Origin of the sequence: Comamonas kerstersii, assembly GCF_002056725.1 — a bacterium.
Lineage (GTDB): Bacteria > Pseudomonadota > Gammaproteobacteria > Burkholderiales > Burkholderiaceae_C > Comamonas > Comamonas kerstersii.
Genome location: NZ_CP020121.1, coordinates 696,786 through 714,498, shown reverse-complemented (window position 1 = coordinate 714,498; position 17,713 = coordinate 696,786). Strand labels below are relative to the sequence as shown.

Sequence of the window (17,713 nt, the reverse complement as noted above, 5' to 3'; positions counted from 1 at the left end):
TTCGTACTTGCCGCTAGGTGCGGGCTGGCTTTACAGCGCAGGAATGCGCAGCTTCTGACCGGGGTAGATCTTGTCGGGGTGGGTCAGCATGGGCTTGTTGGCCTCAAAGATCACGGGGTACTTGTTGGCATCGCCATAGTACTTCTTGGCAATGGCAGACAGGGTATCGCCACGCACCACGTCGTGGTACTGGGCTTCTGGCTCGGGGTTGAGCACGGTCATCTGGTTGTCTACCGAGGTGACGCTCGAGACATTACCGCAGCACAGGGTGACTTTTTCCTTGATGGCCTGTGTGGGCGCTTCGCCCGTCACGGTCACTTTGCCCAGAGCAGCGTCATAGCTGACCTTGAGGTTGCTCACGCCCAGGTTCTGGACGTTGATGTAGTTCTCAATGGCACTGGCGGCCTTGGCGTTGAGCGCTTCCTGGTCGTTGGCGACGGTTGCAGCTTGTGCTTCCTTGCCGCCAAACAGTTTTTCACCAGCTTCTTTGATGAAACTAAACAGGCTCATGCGTGGACTCCCGAAAAGGTGATGAGGCTTGCAATGTAGCATCTGGACAGGGGCGGTCCAAGCACAGGGCGGTATCAGTCCACGATTTCTGACAAAGCAGCTGCGCCGCATTTTCGAGCTGCATAGCGCGACTCCTTGGTCCAAAAATATGGCGCGCATCAGGGGGAAGTCGTGCAAAGCGCATGGAGTACACAGAAAAAATCTTGATAATGCCGCCCATGACTTTTTTGGCCATTGACATCGGAAACACCCGCCTGAAGTGGGCAATGTACGAGGCTCCACACCCAGGCGCAGCCTTGCTGGCACATGGTGCGGAGTTTCTGGAGCACATTGAGCGCCTGGCCGAAGGACCGTGGAGCAAGCTGCCCACGCCCACCCATATGCTGGGCTGCGTGGTGGCTGGAGAAACTGCACGCCGCCGTGTGCATGACCAGATCGAGCTCATGCTGGGCTGGGATTTTGAGCCGCACTGGGTCGTGCCATCTGCGCAGGAAGCAGGGGTCACCAATGGCTACGACCACCCCATGCGTTTGGGGGCAGACCGCTGGGTGGCGATGATTGGTGCGCGTCACCATGTTCTGCAGCGCGGCCCCGAGCGCCCTCTGGTGGTGGTCATGGTGGGCACGGCCGTGACTGTGGATGCGCTGGATACCCAGGGCAACTTTCTGGGCGGCCTGATTCTGCCCGGCCACGGCATCATGCTGCGCGCACTGGAAAGTGGCACGGCAGGCCTGCATGTGCCGACTGGCTCCGTCACGCCTTTCCCCAAGAACACCAGCGACGCATTGACCAGTGGCGGTACCTACGCCATTGCCGGCGCGGTCGAGCGCATGTACCAGCACCTGTATCTGCATTGCAGCATGGAGCCCGCCTGCATCATGGCTGGTGGTGCAGGCTGGAAGATGGTGCCCAGCATGACCCGGCCGTTTGAGCTGGTCGACAACCTGATTTTTGAAGGCCTGCTGGTGATGGCACAGCAGCGCTGGAAATAGCGCATCACTGGCTTGGCTCATGGGGTGCGCACGATAATGCACCCTTGTCTGTAACGTACTGAGAGCTTCTTCCCATGATTCTTGTAACTGGCGGCGCGGGTTTTATTGGCGCCAATTTTGTTCTGGACTGGCTGGCACACCATGACGAGCCTGTGATCAATGTGGATAAGCTCACCTATGCAGGCAACCTGGAAAACCTTGCTTCCCTGCAAGGCGATGCGCGCCACATCTTTGTGCAGGCAGACATTGGCGACAGTGCTGTCATAGGCCAGCTGCTGGCCCAGCACCAGCCTCGCGCCGTGGTGAACTTTGCGGCAGAAAGCCATGTGGACCGCTCCATCCACGGCCCGGAAGACTTTATTCAGACCAATGTGGTGGGTACCTTCCGTTTGCTCGAAGCAGTGCGTGCCTACTGGAATGGGCTCGAGGGTGAGGCAAAGACCAGTTTCCGCTTTCTGCATGTGTCGACCGATGAGGTCTATGGCACGCTGTCGCTCACAGACCCAGCCTTCACCGAAGAGAACAACTACGAGCCCAACAGCCCGTACTCAGCCTCCAAGGCTGCTTCAGACCACCTGGTACGGGCCTGGCACCACACCTATGGCCTGCCGGTGCTCACCACCAACTGCAGCAATAACTACGGCCCGCTGCATTTCCCGGAAAAGCTGATTCCACTGATGATCGTCAACGCCTTGGCAGGCAAACCCTTGCCCATCTATGGCGATGGCCAGCAAATCCGTGACTGGCTGTATGTGCGCGACCATTGCAGCGCCATTCGCCGCGTACTGGAAGCTGGCAAGGTGGGTGAGACCTATAACGTTGGCGGCTGGAACGAAAAAGCCAATATCGACATCGTCAAGACCGTGTGTGCGTTGCTCGATGAACTGCGCCCGCGTGCGGATGGCAAGTCCTATGCCGAGCAGATCACCTTTGTGACCGACCGCCCCGGCCATGACCGCCGCTACGCCATTGATGCGCGCAAGCTGGAGCGTGAACTGGGCTGGAAGCCTGCGGAAACTTTTGAAACGGGCATTCGCAAAACCGTGCAGTGGTATCTGGACCACCCCGAATGGGTGGCGAATGTGCAGTCTGGCAGTTACCGCGATTGGGTGCAAAAGCAATACAGCGTATGAAAATCCTGCTCTTAGGCTGCCATGGCCAGGTCGGCTGGGAGCTGCAGCGCAGCCTGTCTGTGCTGGGTGATGTCGTGGCTTTGCACCGTGGCAGTGCCCCTCTGTGCGGTGACTTGAGCCAGCCAGACGCGCTGGCGCAGACGGTGCGCAGCGTGCGGCCGGATGTCATCGTGAACGCGGCTGCGCACACAGCGGTGGATAAAGCAGAAAGCGAGCCAGAACTGGCGCGCCTGCTCAATGCCACATCCCCCGATGTGCTGGCGCGTGAAGCGGCCGCTTTGGATGCCTTGCTGGTGCACTACAGCACCGACTATGTGTTTGATGGCAGTGGTGATGCGCCGCGTGATGAAGACGCCCCTACAGCGCCGCTGTCGGTCTATGGCCAGACCAAGCTGGAAGGGGAGCAACTGATTCAAGCCAGTGGTTGCCGCCATCTGATTTTCCGTACCAGCTGGGTCTACGCCGCACGCGGTGGCAACTTTGCCAAAACCATGCTGCGTCTGGCGCAGGAGCGCGAGCAGCTGAGCGTGATCAACGACCAGTTTGGCGCGCCCACGGGTGCCGACCTGCTGGCCGATGTGACAGCCCATGCCATCCGCCATGTGCAGCAGCACCCTGAGCATCTGGGCCTGTACCACTGCGCAGCTGGGGGAGAGACTACTTGGCATGCTTATGCGCAGTATGTGCTGGAAGCAGCACGCCAGCTGCAGCCTGCATTGCCGCTGAAGGTGCAAAGCATTGCAGCAGTGCCGACCAGTGCCTTCCCCACGGCGGCCCAGCGCCCACACAACTCGCGGCTGGATACGGCCAAGCTGCAAACCCATATGGGGCTGCGCTTGCCCCACTGGCAGCAGGGCGTGGAGCGCATGCTGCAAGAAATTCTATGAACCAAATTGGCTGCCAAGGCTTGTGTGTCAAGCGCAAGCAGCTATCAAAAAAGAAAAACCATGACCCAAGCACGCAAAGGCATCATCCTCGCAGGCGGCTCTGGCACACGTCTGCACCCTGCTACCCTGGCCATCAGCAAGCAGCTGCTGCCGGTGTATGACAAACCCATGATTTACTACCCGCTGAGCACGCTGATGCTGGCGGGTATTCGTGACATTCTCATCATCAGCACCCCGCAGGACACGCCCCGTTTTGAGCAGCTGCTGGGCGATGGCAGCCAGTGGGGCCTGAACCTGCAATACGCCGTGCAGCCCAGCCCTGATGGGCTGGCACAGGCTTTTCTGATTGGTGAGCAATTCCTCAACGGTGCGCCCAGCGCGCTGGTGCTGGGCGACAACATCTTCTACGGCCATGACTTCCAGAAGCTGCTGGCAGGGGCGAATGCACAAACGACAGGCTCCACGGTGTTTGCCTACCACGTGCAAGACCCAGAGCGCTATGGCGTGGCCGAGTTCGATGCCCAGGGCAAGGTACTCTCGCTGGAAGAAAAGCCTGCGCAGCCCAAATCCAACTACGCTGTGACAGGCCTGTATTTCTATGACAGCCAGGTGGTGGAACTGGCCAAGTCGCTCAAGCCTTCGCCACGTGGTGAGCTGGAAATTACCGACCTGAACAAGCTGTACCTGCAGCAAGGCCAGCTGAATGTGCAGCTTATGGGCCGTGGCTATGCCTGGCTGGATACGGGCACGCATGACAGCCTGCTGGAAGCTGGCCAGTTCATCGCGACGCTGGAGCAGCGCCAAGGCCTGAAAGTGGCCTGCCCAGAAGAGATTGCCTTCCGTGCAGGCTGGATTGATGCCGCGCAGCTGGAAAAGCTGGCGCAGCCGCTACTCAAGAACGGCTACGGCAAATACCTGATGCAATGCCTCAAAGGTGGTGCGCGATGAAAGCCACACCAACAGCCATTCCTGATGTGATGGTGATTGAGCCCAAGGTGTTTGGCGATGCACGGGGTTTTTTTTATGAAAGCTTTAACCAGCAGGTGTTCAACGAAGCTACGGGCACAAATTTTGAGTTTGTGCAGGACAACCACAGCCGCTCCAGCAAGGGCGTGCTGCGTGGCTTGCACTATCAGCTGCCTCCGAATGCCCAGGGCAAGCTGGTGCGCGTGGTGCGCGGTGCGGTGTGGGATGTGGCAGTCGATATCCGCAAAGATTCCCCCACGTTTGGTCAGTGGGTGGCAGAGACACTGACAGAAGACAACCACAAGCAGTTCTGGATTCCACCGGGCTTTGCCCATGGCTTTGTGGTGCTGAGCGACACGGCCGATTTTCTGTACAAGACCACGAACTACTACGCGCCTCAGTCTGATCGTGGAATTGCATGGAATGACCCAGACCTAGGTGTTCAGTGGCCGGATCTGGGTATGGAGTTTGTGCTGTCGGACAAAGACCAGAAGCAGTCCGCGTTCAAAGACGCGGAAGTGTTTTGATCAGACATACCCCTCACCCGCATCTTGTCCCTCCCCCGCTGGGGGAGGGCTAGGGTGGGGGCCAGCCTGACGCCTGATTGAGCGACTGTGTTTGTTCCAGGCAGTGTTGGCCCCCATCCCCACCTTCCCCCAGAGGGGGAAGGAGAACACCCCCTCACCCTAACCCTCTCCCGTAAACGGGAGAGGGGAAAAGAATTCCCTCCCCCACTGGGGGAGGGCTAGGGTGGGGGCCAGTCTGACGCCTGATTGAGCGACTGTGTTTGTTCCAGGCAGTGTTGGCCCCCATCCCCACCTTCCCCCAGAGGGGGAAGGAGAACACCCCCTCACCCTGACCCTCTCCCGTAAACGGGAGAGGGGAAAAGAATTCCCTCCCCCACTGGGGGAGGGCTAGGGTGGGGGCCAGCCTGACGCCTGATTGAGCGACTGTGTTTGTTCCAGGCAGTGTTGGCCCCCATCCCCACCTTCCCCCAGAGGGGGAAGGAGAACACCCCCTCACCCTGACCCTCTCCCGTTTACGGGAGAGGGAATAGCAAAGGCTCAGCGCATGGGGTTTTACTCCCTCTCCCACTTGTGGGAGAGGGCAGGGGTGAGGGTGATTCTTTCCCTCCCCCGCTGGGGGAGGGCTAGGGTGGGGGCCAGCCTGACGCCTGGTTGAGAGACTGTGTTTGTTCCGGGCGGTGTTGGCCCCCATCCCCGCCTTCCCCCAGAGGGGGAAGGAGAACACCCCCTCACCCTAACCCTCTCCCGTAAACGGGAGAGGGGAAAAGAATTCCCTCCCCCACTGGGGGAGGGTTAGGGAGGGGCCCAGCCTGACGCCTGATTGAGCGACTGTGTTGGTTCCTGGCAGTGTTGGCCCCCATCCCCGCCTTCCCCCAGGGGGGGAAGGAGAACACCCCCTCACCCTAACCCTCTCCCGTAAACGGGAGAGGGAATAGCAAAGGCTCAGCGCATGGGTTTTACTCCCTCTCCCACTTGTGGGAGAGGGCGGGGGTGAGGGTAGCTACTGCTGCATCACTCCCAGCACCACCGCTGCCACGACCAGCGCACACAGCACCGCAAAGAAAATCTTCACCCAGCTATACGGCCGCTCGCCCGCAATCTGGCCGGTGTAGCCGTTGGCAATGATCTGGTAGTGCTTGCGCCCATAGGTGTATCCCACCACCCACACTGGCACCAGCACATGCTTGAAGGTGCGGCCTGCATACTCACGCTGCACGCGCAGGTTGCGGTAGGTGTCACCGGGCACCTGGCGTGCGCACATGGCTTGCACCTGTGCATCCATATCCTGCTCATTGTGCTTGGCGGCCTTGTGCAGATCGACCTGGTAGCGCTCTACCGTCCAGCCTCGCACAAACTCGGGCGTATAGGGTTTCAGGTCTGTGGTGGTGGGGAAGGGTTCTACCTCGCGCAGCAGCTTGGGGTGCACGCCCACCGTGCCTGGCACCAGTTCATCATCAAAAAAGTGGCGCAGATGGCCTGCGGCGGGTTGCCAGCGCACATGGCGCACCTGCCGTGTCTGCGTGTTGCCATTGGCATCGCGATAAGTCTCGGTGGTGTAGTAGTAATAACCGGCTTCGGCCCACCACTGGGCGCTGACATGGGCGTCAAACGTCCAGTAGGGCAGGTACACGCCATGCAGCGTATCGGTCAGGGCGGCGTGCTTGAGCTTGTTGGGCGCAAACCAGCGCGAGCCATACCACTGGCGAATGTGGTCGCGGATCTGTCCATCGCTGATCTTGAACGGCAAGATGCTTTGCGGCGTGATGGCGTCATTGCGCTCCTCATGGGCCACGATGGATGGTGAGCCACAGAAGTCGCAGCGCTGTGCCACGCGCCCGTCCATAAAGACGGAAATGGCGTGGCAGCTCTGGCATTGGGCTTCATAGCGCTGGCTGCCCCAGCCGCGGCCTGTGGCCGGGTTGCGCAGGGCTTCCGCCAGGTCTTGCTCTACCACCTCCTGCCCCAGTTCCTCGCGCACCTCATCGCTCCACGGCACCACCGTGCCGCAGTACGGGCATTTGAGCGACTGGGCCTTGGCATTCCATTCCAGATTTGCGCCGCACTCCGGACAGGGGTGCTTGCGCACCATGAAGGGTTTGGGAGCGTCAGGGGCTGGTTGATAGGCAGCAGAGTCAGTCACAAGCAGTGAAATGGTGAAACAGGCAAGAGGTGGGATTTTTACACCCTCACCCTAACCCTCTCCCGTAAACGGGAGAGGGAATAGCGAAGGCTCAGCGCATGGGGTGTTGCTCCCTCTCCCACTTGTGGGAGAGGGCTGGGGTGAGGGTCGTTTGAAACCTCACCCCCTCAAAAACGCATCCAGCGCCGCCTGCGCAATGCGCCAGTTGGCGCCAATCTTGCGGCCTTTCAGGTTGCCAGCTTCCAGCTCTGCCAGCACATCGGCCACATCCACTCCTAGCAGCTGGGCGGCTTGCTCTGGGGTGTAGACCTGCAGGCCAGCAGCCGGTGCAGGTGCCTGTGCCGCCTGCGCGGCAGCGGGAGAAAACGCATCATGTGCCACCTGTGCGCCAAAGGCTGGTTGCCCTGCAGCAGGCTGCTGCATCTGCTTCATCATCTCCTGCGCCATGCCAAAGCCCATGGCCATGGTGGCGGGAATGGTGGCAGCAGCCGCACCTTCGCCGCCATTGGCCATGGCCTGGCCCATCTGGTACTTCACATAGTCGTTCAGATTGCCAATGGCGCTCATGCTGGAGCGCTTGTCGATGGCCTGCTCCACCTCGGGCGGCACAGAGACGTTCTCCAGCACAAAGCTGGTCACTTCCAGACCGTACTTCTCCACCATCGCCGGGTTGATGATCTGTACTAGCGCATTACCCAAATCGCCATAGCGCGTGGCCACATCCAGCACGGGCACCTGCGCCTTGGCCAGTGCTTCGGTAAACACGCTCACGATGCGCGAGCGCATGGTGTCGGCAAACTCGTCGATGCGGAAGTTCTGGTCCGTGCCAGCCACTTCCTTCAGGAACTTGGCGGGCTCCACAATGCGGAAGTCATACGTACCAAAAGCGCGGATGCGCACCACGCCAAAGTCCTTGTCGCGCATGAGCACGGGGTTGGATGTGCCCCACTTGTTGCCCGTAAACAGGCGCGTGTTGATGTAGTAGACATCGCACTTGAAGGGCGACTGAAAACCGTACTTCCAGCCGAGGATGGTGGAGAGCACCGGCACGTTCTCTGTGCTGAGCGTGTGCTTGCCGGGGCCAAACAGGTCGGCATACTGGCCTGCGGCCACAAACTGCACCTGCTGCGATTCGCGCACGATCAGCTGTGCGCCGTTCTTGATCTCCTTGTCCTCATCGGGCCAGCGGTAAGACAGGGTGTCGCGCGAGTCATCCGTCCACTCGATGACTTCAATCAGCTGGTTCTTGATGATGTTGAACAGGTTCATGCCAGTGTCCTCGCGGGTGGTTCAAAAAGCTGCAAAGCATTGTAGGGTGCTGCGGATTGCTAAAAGATGAGCGACTGGCGCTTGCAATTCAAGTATTTCAGGCCAAAAAGATATTGAAATCAAAGCAAATAAAGCGCTAACAGCTCACTTTTTGAGAGGTAAGTCTGGCTGGGCTTCACTGACACACCAACAGCTACAGAAACTTGGCAGTAACACGCCTAGAATCTTCGCTTTACGCGCCCGTGCGCGGCATCAGCCGTGCCTGCAAGTTGCCGGGCCTTTCTGAACACCCATAACGACCGCCTGCGTAGGCCAATGGCCTGTGCGGCACAGACACCGCTAACGTCATGCTGAGCTTCCAACAAATCATTCTGAAACTGCAGTCCTACTGGGCCGAACACGGCTGTGCATTGCTCCAGCCCTATGACATGGAAGTAGGCGCAGGCACATCGCACACCGCCACCTTCCTGCGTGCCATTGGCCCTGAGCCATGGAAGGCCGCCTATGTGCAGCCCAGCCGCCGCCCCAAGGACGGCCGCTATGGCGAGAACCCCAACCGCCTGCAGCATTACTACCAGTTCCAGGTGGTGCTCAAGCCCGCGCCTGACAACATTCTGGAGCTGTACCTGGGCTCGCTGGAAGCCTTGGGCTTTGACCTGAAGAAAAACGACATCCGCTTTGTGGAAGACGACTGGGAAAACCCAACCCTTGGCGCATGGGGCCTGGGCTGGGAAGTCTGGCTCAACGGCATGGAAGTGACCCAGTTCACCTACTTCCAGCAAGTCGCTGGCATTGACTGCAAGCCTGCCACGGGTGAGATCACCTACGGCCTGGAACGCCTGGCCATGTACCTGCAGGGCAAGGAATCGGTGTACGACCTGGTCTATACCGATGGCCTGACCTATGGCGACGTGTTCCACCAGAACGAAGTGGAACAGTCCACCTACAACTTTGAACACTCCAACGCCGACTTCCTGTTCAGCGCCTTTACTGCGCACGAAGAGACCGCCAACAAGCTGATGGAAGCACAGCTTGCTCTGCCTGCGTATGAGCAAGTGCTCAAGGCCGCCCACACCTTTAACCTGCTGGACGCACGCGGCGCCATCTCGGTGACCGAGCGTGCCGCCTACATCGGCCGCATCCGCAACCTGGCCCGCGCCGTGGGCAAGAGTTATCTGGACAGCCGCGCACGCCTGGGCTTCCCCATGGCCCCCAAGGCCCATGCCGAAGAAGTGCTGGCCGAACTGGCCAAGGCCGCCGAGCAGCAAGCCAAGAAGGCCGCTTGATCCGAAACCTCCCTCCCCCGCTGGGAGAGGGCAGGGCCAGCTAGAGAAAGACACCGCATGCAGTGCTTTGTGACCAAGACAGTGCCGCACATCTACTCCCTCCCCCGCTGGGAGAGGGCAGGGCCAGCTAGAGAAAGACACCGCATGCAGTGCTTTGTGACCAAGACAGTGCCGCACATCTACTCCCTCCCCCGCTGGGAGAGGGCAGGGTCAGCTAGATAAAGACACCGCATGCAGTGCTTTATGACCAAGACAGTGCCGCACATCTACTCCCTCCCCCGCTGGGGGAGGGCAGGGGTGGGGGCCAGCCTGCCAGTAGCTGGTACCAGCCATTACCATCTGCCGTATTCACTCCCTCTCCCGCTTGCGGGAGAGGTCCGGGGTGAGGGTGAGGACTCTCCCACCAAAATTTATGCAACAAATTCGCCCCTGACGCCCACCACACAAGCGCCAGCAGCTATCAAAAAATTACCATGAACGCACAAAACCTCCTCGTTGAACTGTTTGTTGAAGAACTGCCCCCCAAGGCCCTGAAAAAACTCGGCGATGCCTTTGCGGGCGTGCTGTTTGACCAGCTCAAGGCCCAGGGCCTGCTGGCATCCAGCGAATCACGTGTGACGGCCTATGCCTCGCCCCGCCGCCTGGCGGCACACATCACCGAAGTGCTGCCTCAGGCCGAAGACAAGGCCGTGTCGCAAAAGCTGATGCCTGTCTCGGTGGGTCTGGATGCCGAAGGCAAGCCCACCCCCGCACTGCTCAAGAAGCTGGCGGCACTGGGTGCAGACGAATCTGCCGTGGCAGGCCTGAAGCGCCAGGGTGAAGGCAAGGCCGAAGCGCTGTACTACGAATCCACTGTCAAGGGCGCGCAGCTGGCCGATGGCGTGCAAAAGGCACTGGACGAAGCCATTGCCAAGCTGCCTATCCCCAAGGTCATGCGCTACCAGTTGCAGGATGGCTGGACCAGCGTGCACTTTGTGCGCCCCGCCCACGGTCTGGTCGTCATGCATGGCACGCAGGTGCTGATTGGCGTGAAGGCACTGGGCCTGACTGCAGGCAACACCACCCATGGCCACCGCTTTGAAGCCAAGGCAGAGCCCGTAGTGATCCAGAGCGCAGACAGCTATGCCGAACAGCTGCGTGAAGAAGGCGCAGTGATTGCCAGCTTTGCCGAGCGCCGTGCTGACATCGTGCGCCAGCTGCAAGCTGCGGCTGAACGCATTGGCGGCGGCGTGCGCCCCATTGAAGACGAAGCCCTGCTGGATGAAGTCACCGCCCTGGTCGAGCGCCCCAATGTGCTGGTCTGCGAATTTGAAAAAGAATTCCTGGCTGTGCCGCAGGAGTGCCTGATTCTGACCATGAAGGCCAACCAGAAGTACTTCCCCCTGCTGGACGCCAACGGCAAGCTGACCCACCAGTTCCTCATCGTCAGCAACATCAGCCCCGCAGACCCATCGGCCGTGATCGGCGGCAATGAGCGCGTGGTGCGCCCCCGTCTGGCGGATGCCAAGTTCTTCTTTGACCAGGACCGCAAAAAGACGCTGGAAAGCCGTGTGGAAGGTCTGGGCAAGGTGGTCTATCACAACAAGCTGGGCACCCAGGGCGAACGCGTAGAGCGCGTGCGCGCCATTGCCAAGGCCATTGCACAGCAACTGGGCGATGCACAGCTGGTGGCACAGGCTGATCTGGCCGCCAAGCTGGCCAAGACCGACCTGGTGACCGACATGGTGGGCGAATTCCCCGAGCTGCAAGGCATCATGGGCCGCTACTACGCCCTGAACGACGGTCTGGATGTAGCCGTGGCCGACGCCATTGAAGACCACTACAAGCCCCGCTTCGCCGGTGATGAACTGCCCCGTGGCGATGCAGGCGTGGTCGTGGCGCTGGCCGACAAGCTGGAAACCCTGGTCGGCATGTTCGGCATTGGCAACCTGCCCACCGGCGACCGCGACCCCTTCGCCCTGCGCCGCCACGCGCTGGGCGTGATCCGCATGCTGGTGGAAAAAAACCTGCCACTGGAACTGCACGCCCTGCTCCAAAGCGCTGTGCCAGCCTTTGGCGACAAGATCACAGACGCCACGGCCCAGTTGGAAGACTTTTTCTTTGATCGCCTGTCCGTCAGCCTGCGTGAGCAAGGCTATAGCGCACAGGAAGTGGATGCCGTACTGGCCCTGCGCCCACAGCGCCTGGCAGACGTACACAAACGCCTGGAAGCCGTGCGCGCCTTTGCCGCCCTGCCAGAAGCGCAGGCACTGGCTGCAGCCAACAAGCGAGTGAGCAATATCCTGAAAAAGGCTGAAGGGGAGATTCAGGCACATGTGAATGAAGCACTGCTGGTAGAGCAGGCAGAAAAAGATCTGTATGCCGCTCTGCAAACCGTAGCCCCCAAGGCCCAGCAGCAATTTGAATCAGGCGACTACACCGCCAGCCTGCAAACCCTGGCTGCTTTGCGTGCGCCAGTCGATGCCTTCTTTGAGCATGTGATGGTGAATGCGGAGGATGCGGCTTTGAAGGCCAATCGCTTGGGATTGCTGGCTACGCTGCATGCTGCGATGAATCGGGTGGCGGATTTGGCGAAGTTGGCTGTTTAATTATTAACTAGTTCTTTATTTTTAAAGAGGAAAGAACTGGCAAACGAAGTGCAAACCTGTGCAAATTAATTTACATAGGTTTGTATTTGACTTCATTATGAAAAGTAAGATTTTTTTAAATTTTTTTATCCTTAATATAGAAAAATTTTTCTCAATAATTTCAGGAATCATTGTCAGTGGAGTTCTTGCGCGTGCCTTAGGTAGTCAAAATTATGGAGATTTTCAGTACTTATTATCGCTTGTTGCAATATTTTCAGCGATTTCTTTTTTTTGTGGTGCTGAAGTATTGTTGCCGAGGTTGGTTGAAAATAAGAAGAGTGAGGAAGAGTGTTATATACTTAATGCTGCATTTCTCATAAGGATTACGGCCGGATTCTTTGCGGCAATTTTATTTTTTGTATTTTATTTTTTTAATAATGGATGGACTGTAGGGTTAATTTTCTGTGTGGTCATATGTTTAAAAGAGGCTCTTTGTATTTCAATTGTCTGGTTTCAGTCTGAATCTCTAAATAGAGTTTGTGCTTACGTTTTTTTATTATTTAATGCTTTGAAGTTGTTGTCGATATCAGCATTATATTATTTTGAAGTATATAGTATATCTGTATATATTTTTATATATGCTTTTGATATGCTGGTGCCTGTTGTTGTTATATTTTATCTATTCATTTTGAAATCTAACTTCAATATAAATCTATTCATTAGCGATAAAAATTCTCATTTAATTAAAATTTTTTTATTTCAATCATTTCCTTTTTTTGTTGGTGTTGTTGCAATGATTTTTTTTAAAAAAATGGATAAGATCCTTATTAAAAATGTCATTTCTGAAGCAGAGTATTCTATGTATGTTGTTGCATCTCAAATTTATGAGAATTTTTCGTTTGTAGGGGTGCTCGTATTAACGGTTTTAGGTCCTGCTTTGGTGTATTCAAAGAAGAATTTGAATGAAGTTGAATTGGGTGTATCAAAAATAATTAAATTTCAATTTCTGTTGTATATATTGATATGCTTATTCTGTTATTTTTTTATGAGTGATTTTATAAATATTGTTTTTGGAAGGGAGTATGCAAACTCTATTAGTTACATATACCTATTTGTTTGTTTGATTTTTTTGGTTTTTATAGATGAATCTATTTCTATGCTGTATTTGAAATACAAGAAAGGAAATATTTTTTTTCTTAAATGGGTGATTATGGTGATTGTTTTTATTTTATTTTATTTTATTTTGTTTAAAAATTACTTTGCGAATGGATTGATATTTTCTTATTTTGGGGCATATTCTTTTATATTGGCCTTTCATTATTTCTTGATAAAGATTAAAAAAGTGCTTGACTTTTAAAAGGGAATAAATGATATCAGTAATACTTCCATGCTTTAATGTTGAAAGATATATAGAGCGTTGCTTTGCATCTTGTATTGCTCAAACATATCAAGATTTTGAAATGATCTTTGTTAATGATTCATCTACAGATGGAACTTTAAATAAGCTGAGAGAATTTGAGTGTCGAGATAGTAGAGTAAAAGTTATTGATTTAAAGACCAATGTTGGTACATTCCATGCTAGAAAAGCAGGCTACGAGGCATCATTGGGCGATTATATTTTTTTTCTTGATCCTGATGATGAAATAACCTCCGATTTTTTGGAGTTGATGTTAAATGAGTCGATTCAGAAAAATGCTGACATTATATTTTGTAAGCTCGATATTAGACCGAATAAGATATATAGAACAGAAATGCAAGTTCCGAAAGAATCAGAAAGGGATAAAATTTTCGAGAATTGTGTCTTAAATTTAAAACACATACCGAAAGGTAATCCTGGTAAATTTTATAAAAAAGCATTGGTTGAGAATGCATATAATATCTTGAAATTTATTGAAAAAAGATTTATATATGCAGAAGATGTAGTTTTCTTTTTTGCGGCATTGTTGAGTGCTAATAGGATTTCATCTGTTAATGAAAGTAAATATATTTACTATTTAAATAATTCTTCAATTACTCAAAGTAGGAATATTGATAAAATTAGATATAATATTGAGCAGTTGGAAATAGCAATAAAGTCATTAAAAATTTTATCTGAAGATAGGAGTGATATAGCAAAAAGAACATCAGAAGTTTTAGTTGATTCTTTGAATTATGATAAGAAGTCACTAGAGAGAAGTATATTTGTGTATAGTAAAAATAATTATGGATATTTTTGTAAGACTATTGAGATGCTGAGCATAAAAATATACTGGAAAAACTTGGTAAAGCTTTTTATTTTCTTTATTTCTTTTTCAAATATTAAATTGGTGTAGTCGGCCTGTATTGACCCAGCGGTTTCTGCACAGCCCCCCTGAGTCAGAATAGTTGCCGCCTCGATAGAAATCGAATGAACAGTGGCGAATGATGTTCCCCCTGCTTATTAGAGGTTTTATAAATATATATGTGAGATATATCAATATATGGGAAATGTTGTTTCTAACTTTTTTGTATTCGTCTTATTTTTGGCGGGTTTGAATTTTCTTAGGGCTTATTTGTTGGGGGCACTATTAATTTTCTTTTATATAATTCTTGTCGGAAAAAAAATAAAAATAAAAAAATTCATGTTTTTTATTTGGTTTTTTGGTTTTTTTGGATTTGTGTTTCCTTTTTTTATTGGGATGATGCATGGCAATGTTAATGTGTCAAATGATCAGCCTTTGACTTTTGTTTTGATTCATTTTTTTAATCTATTTTTGTTGGGCTATATATTTTCTTTGCTAAGCTGTCGTAGACAAACAATTGGTATCATTGCTCTATCAGTTGGTTTTTTTCTAAGTTCCGTGAGTTCTGTTTTTTATAGCATATCGCAGGGGGTGGTGCATGGGTATGGTGCGGTTTATTTGCCTTTTAGTGATGTCATCGTAAATTCTCCAATGTTCTCGATGAGTTTAGTCCCTATTTCAATTTTGATAATATACTTTTTATTTGAAGTTAAGTCTGGTGTTCTGTATAAGTTTTTATCGTTATTAGTACTTCTTTTAGCTGTTTTTTGTGGGGCGTTTTTGGGTGGGAGAACATATTTTCTATGCTTGTTTATATACTTATTTTTTATAGTTTTTTGTAAATTCACAATAAAAAAAATATTTTTGGTTTTTTTTGTTGTTTTAATCGCTTTTATTTTTTTATATGTAAGTAAAGATTTATTAGCATCTGCTTTTGATTTGCTCAGTAATAGATTTTCAAATGGCTTGGAAAGCAAGCGATGGATGCATTATAGACATGGATTTTTTGAAATGCTTAATAATCCATTAGGTGGGTTTAGTGTTGATGATAATATAGAAAATACTAAATGGTTTCATAATATATTAATAGATGCTGCAAGGCTTGGTGGTTGGATTTCATTTGTTTCTATTATTATTATTTTTGCTCTACCATTTGCAAAAGCATTTGTTGCTAGAGAAATATTTTTTCCTTTTTCTTTATTTTGTATAGCTTTTTTGCTTATGATGCAAGATGTGATATTGGAAGGGCATCATGGGATTTTATTTTTTTCTTTGTTATGTATAATTAATATCTACTCACGTGGGAGCGTAAAATCTGAGTCGAAATAGTGCTAGGGAACCTCTGCATAACTCCCCAACGCATGTGCTTGCACATGCGTGCTGGATGCCGGAGCATGTCAAGATAGTTGTCGCCTCATTTATGCAGCGAAGGGTATTTTTTGATCGGTGACGCTGATCCTTTCTGGGTTCAAAGCCACATGGTTAATGTGATGCCAATTGCGGGTATGGCGGCTCCAGCGGGCAGGCATCGTCTGCCTGGCCTGTTCATAAACTTGTCTGCGTTTGCGCAGGATCTCGATGTCCTGACCGGTATGGCGCTGATGCGGGGTCACATACTGGATGCCGCTGTGGCGGTGTACATGGTTGTACCAGTGTGCAAACTCAGCCGCCCATTGCCTGGCGTGTGCCAGTGATTGCATTCCTTGGACTGGGAACTCTGGGCGGTACTTGGCTGTTTTAAACAGCGACTCCACAAAGGCGTTGTCATCACTCACGCGAGGTCTTGAGTACGAGGGTTTGATGCCCAGCCACTGCAGCATGGCCAGTACCGTGGTCGCTTTGAGTGTGCTGCCGTTGTCACCGTGCAATACCGGCTGCTGCGGCAACGCTGCGATGCCCTGAGCCAAGGCGGTGCGCCGCAGCAGTTGGATAGCATGCTCTGAGCTGTCACTGTCATGCACTTCCCAGCCTACGATTCGGCGGCTGTACAGATCCGAGCTGGCGGCATGTCTGCAAATCTAGGCTCATTGACCACACGCAAGATCTCCTGGCGTTCGGTCTGCGTCAATGCATGTGCAGGCACTGGCCGTACCGCATCTGGGCGTCTATCGGCACCAATACAGCTGCCAGCAGCGTTGCTGCGCCAACGCTGCAAAGTGCGCACATCAATGCCTGCGACTTCACATGCAGCTCGCAACCTGGCACCCTCACGGTGTGCCTGATCAATGTCCCGGACCAGTTTCTGGCGGGGATCCAAGGGAATCATTCTTCCCCGTCCTCTCGCATCATCGCCTCGAGTTTTTTTGATAGCACCAGCAGCGCTGCCGTCTCTGCCAAGGCCTTTTCCTTACGCCGCAATTCACGCTCCAGCACCTGTATGCGTTTGCGATCTTGCTTGCGTGTGCTGGCACTGCTATCAGATGCCTGAGCGCCTAAGCCTTGCTCTGCACTGAGCCGCCACTGCTCCAGCTCCTGCGGATAAACCCCATGGCTGCGACACCATTCGTTTTTGCTGTGCTCATCCATGGCAGCCGTGGTCAGCAGCGCATTAAAGCGGGCTGCTGGTGTCCATTGCGTCACTTGCGCGGGCTTGGCCAAGGCATCACTGAGCCAACGCTCCAACGTGGATTCACTCACCCCAGTTTGCAGCGAGACCTGCTGCAAACTGGCGCTTTGCGGTGGTAGCAACTTCGCCACCACGCTATCTTTGAAGGCTTGTCCGTATCGAGCCACTTGTTTCCTCTACTGTCTTCGCCCCTGTTCATTCGATTTCTATCGAGGCGGCAACTATTCTGACTCAGCGGGGGAATGCAAGGGGCAGACAAACGTCCAGATATGCCGCAGCCTACACAGGAGCGCCAACTGCGCTGGCATGTCGCCATGAAACGCCACAAGCGCAAGGAGCTGGATTTGAACCATCCCATAGACGCTCTGACAGAGCGACTGGAGCAAGTGAAATCCAAGATCAGGGCCAAGGTTGAACATGCCTTCAGGGTAATCAAATGCCAATTCGGTCACCGCAAGGTTCGCTATCGAGGCTTACAAAAGAACACCCAGCAGCTACACACCTTGTTCGCTTTAGCCAACTTGTGGATGGCTCGTGGGCGCTTGCTGAAAGCAGGGAAAAATATGGCGTAAAGCCAGGGCCAAAATGGCCCATGCCCGCCAAAGGCGG

The 17,713-nt window shown here is 53.3% G+C and carries 13 protein-coding genes and 2 pseudogenes; 11 read left to right on the top strand and 4 right to left on the bottom strand.

Features of this window, described 5'->3' with window-relative positions; all coding sequences use genetic code 11:
* Positions 1-30 precede the first annotated feature (30 nt).
* Complete coding sequence (gene lysM, locus B5M06_RS03345) at positions 31-510, bottom strand: peptidoglycan-binding protein LysM (RefSeq protein ID WP_054067766.1); 480 nt, start codon at positions 508-510, stop codon at positions 31-33.
* 218 nt (positions 511-728) lie between these two features.
* Here lysM and B5M06_RS03340 point away from each other — a divergent pair, with 218 nt between their 5' ends.
* The 5 genes from B5M06_RS03340 (at position 729) to rfbC (ending at position 5,015) form a co-directional block, all read left to right on the top strand.
* Entirely contained in the window at positions 729-1,502 is a 774-nt protein-coding gene (locus tag B5M06_RS03340; protein WP_054067800.1) for a type III pantothenate kinase, read from the top strand.
* Positions 1,503-1,576: 74 nt separating this feature from the next.
* A complete protein-coding gene (rfbB, locus tag B5M06_RS03335) occupies positions 1,577-2,635 on the top strand; it encodes a dTDP-glucose 4,6-dehydratase (protein WP_054067765.1) in 1,059 nt (352 codons plus the stop codon).
* Positions 2,632-3,522, top strand: a complete 891-nt coding sequence (rfbD, locus tag B5M06_RS03330; protein ID WP_054067764.1) for a dTDP-4-dehydrorhamnose reductase — start codon at positions 2,632-2,634, stop codon at positions 3,520-3,522. The genes rfbB and rfbD overlap by 4 nt, the downstream gene beginning before the upstream one ends.
* 60 nt (positions 3,523-3,582) lie before the next feature.
* Positions 3,583-4,470: a glucose-1-phosphate thymidylyltransferase RfbA gene (gene rfbA, locus B5M06_RS03325; protein ID WP_054067763.1), complete on the top strand. Its 888-nt coding sequence runs from the start codon at positions 3,583-3,585 to the stop codon at positions 4,468-4,470.
* Positions 4,467-5,015 carry a dTDP-4-dehydrorhamnose 3,5-epimerase gene (gene rfbC, locus B5M06_RS03320; RefSeq protein ID WP_054067762.1) on the top strand — a complete coding sequence of 183 codons (549 nt, stop codon included), beginning with the start codon at positions 4,467-4,469 and terminating at the stop codon, positions 5,013-5,015. Before rfbA ends, rfbC begins: the two co-directional genes overlap by 4 nt.
* 1,000 nt (positions 5,016-6,015) lie before the next feature.
* Here the strand turns inward: rfbC and B5M06_RS03315 are convergent.
* On the bottom strand, positions 6,016-7,155 hold the full coding sequence (locus B5M06_RS03315) for a TFIIB-type zinc ribbon-containing protein (RefSeq protein ID WP_240183988.1): 1,140 nt from the start codon (positions 7,153-7,155) through the stop codon (positions 6,016-6,018).
* Positions 7,156-7,314: 159 nt separating this feature from the next.
* Positions 7,315-8,424: an SPFH and helix-turn-helix domain-containing protein gene (locus B5M06_RS03310; protein ID WP_054065216.1), complete on the bottom strand. Its 1,110-nt coding sequence runs from the start codon at positions 8,422-8,424 to the stop codon at positions 7,315-7,317.
* A 347-nt stretch (positions 8,425-8,771) separates the two neighbouring features.
* Here B5M06_RS03310 and glyQ point away from each other — a divergent pair, with 347 nt between their 5' ends.
* The 5 genes from glyQ (at position 8,772) to B5M06_RS16950 (ending at position 15,867) form a co-directional block, all read left to right on the top strand.
* Positions 8,772-9,710, top strand: a complete 939-nt coding sequence (gene glyQ, locus B5M06_RS03305) for a glycine--tRNA ligase subunit alpha (protein WP_054065215.1) — start codon at positions 8,772-8,774, stop codon at positions 9,708-9,710.
* A 473-nt stretch (positions 9,711-10,183) separates the two neighbouring features.
* On the top strand, positions 10,184-12,298 hold the full coding sequence (glyS, locus tag B5M06_RS03300) for a glycine--tRNA ligase subunit beta (protein ID WP_054065957.1): 2,115 nt from the start codon (positions 10,184-10,186) through the stop codon (positions 12,296-12,298).
* Between the two features lie 97 nt (positions 12,299-12,395).
* On the top strand, positions 12,396-13,634 hold the full coding sequence (locus tag B5M06_RS16805) for an oligosaccharide flippase family protein (RefSeq protein ID WP_114070903.1): 1,239 nt from the start codon (positions 12,396-12,398) through the stop codon (positions 13,632-13,634).
* A gap of 10 nt (positions 13,635-13,644) precedes the next feature.
* The gene (locus B5M06_RS03290; RefSeq protein WP_080025157.1) at positions 13,645-14,589 is read left to right on the top strand and encodes a glycosyltransferase family 2 protein; all 945 of its coding nucleotides are present in this window, start codon (positions 13,645-13,647) and stop codon (positions 14,587-14,589) included.
* Positions 14,590-14,736: 147 nt separating this feature from the next.
* Positions 14,737-15,867: a hypothetical protein gene (locus B5M06_RS16950; protein ID WP_162777389.1), complete on the top strand. Its 1,131-nt coding sequence runs from the start codon at positions 14,737-14,739 to the stop codon at positions 15,865-15,867.
* Positions 15,868-15,956: 89 nt separating this feature from the next.
* On the opposite strand, the pseudogene B5M06_RS03285 reads toward B5M06_RS16950, so the two are convergent.
* A pseudogene (locus B5M06_RS03285) lies at positions 15,957-17,271 on the bottom strand (integrase core domain-containing protein).
* 72 nt (positions 17,272-17,343) lie between these two features.
* Here B5M06_RS03285 and B5M06_RS03280 point away from each other — a divergent pair.
* Positions 17,344-17,676: pseudogene (locus tag B5M06_RS03280) on the top strand (transposase); the annotation flags it as partial.
* Between the last annotated feature and the right edge of the window lie 37 nt (positions 17,677-17,713).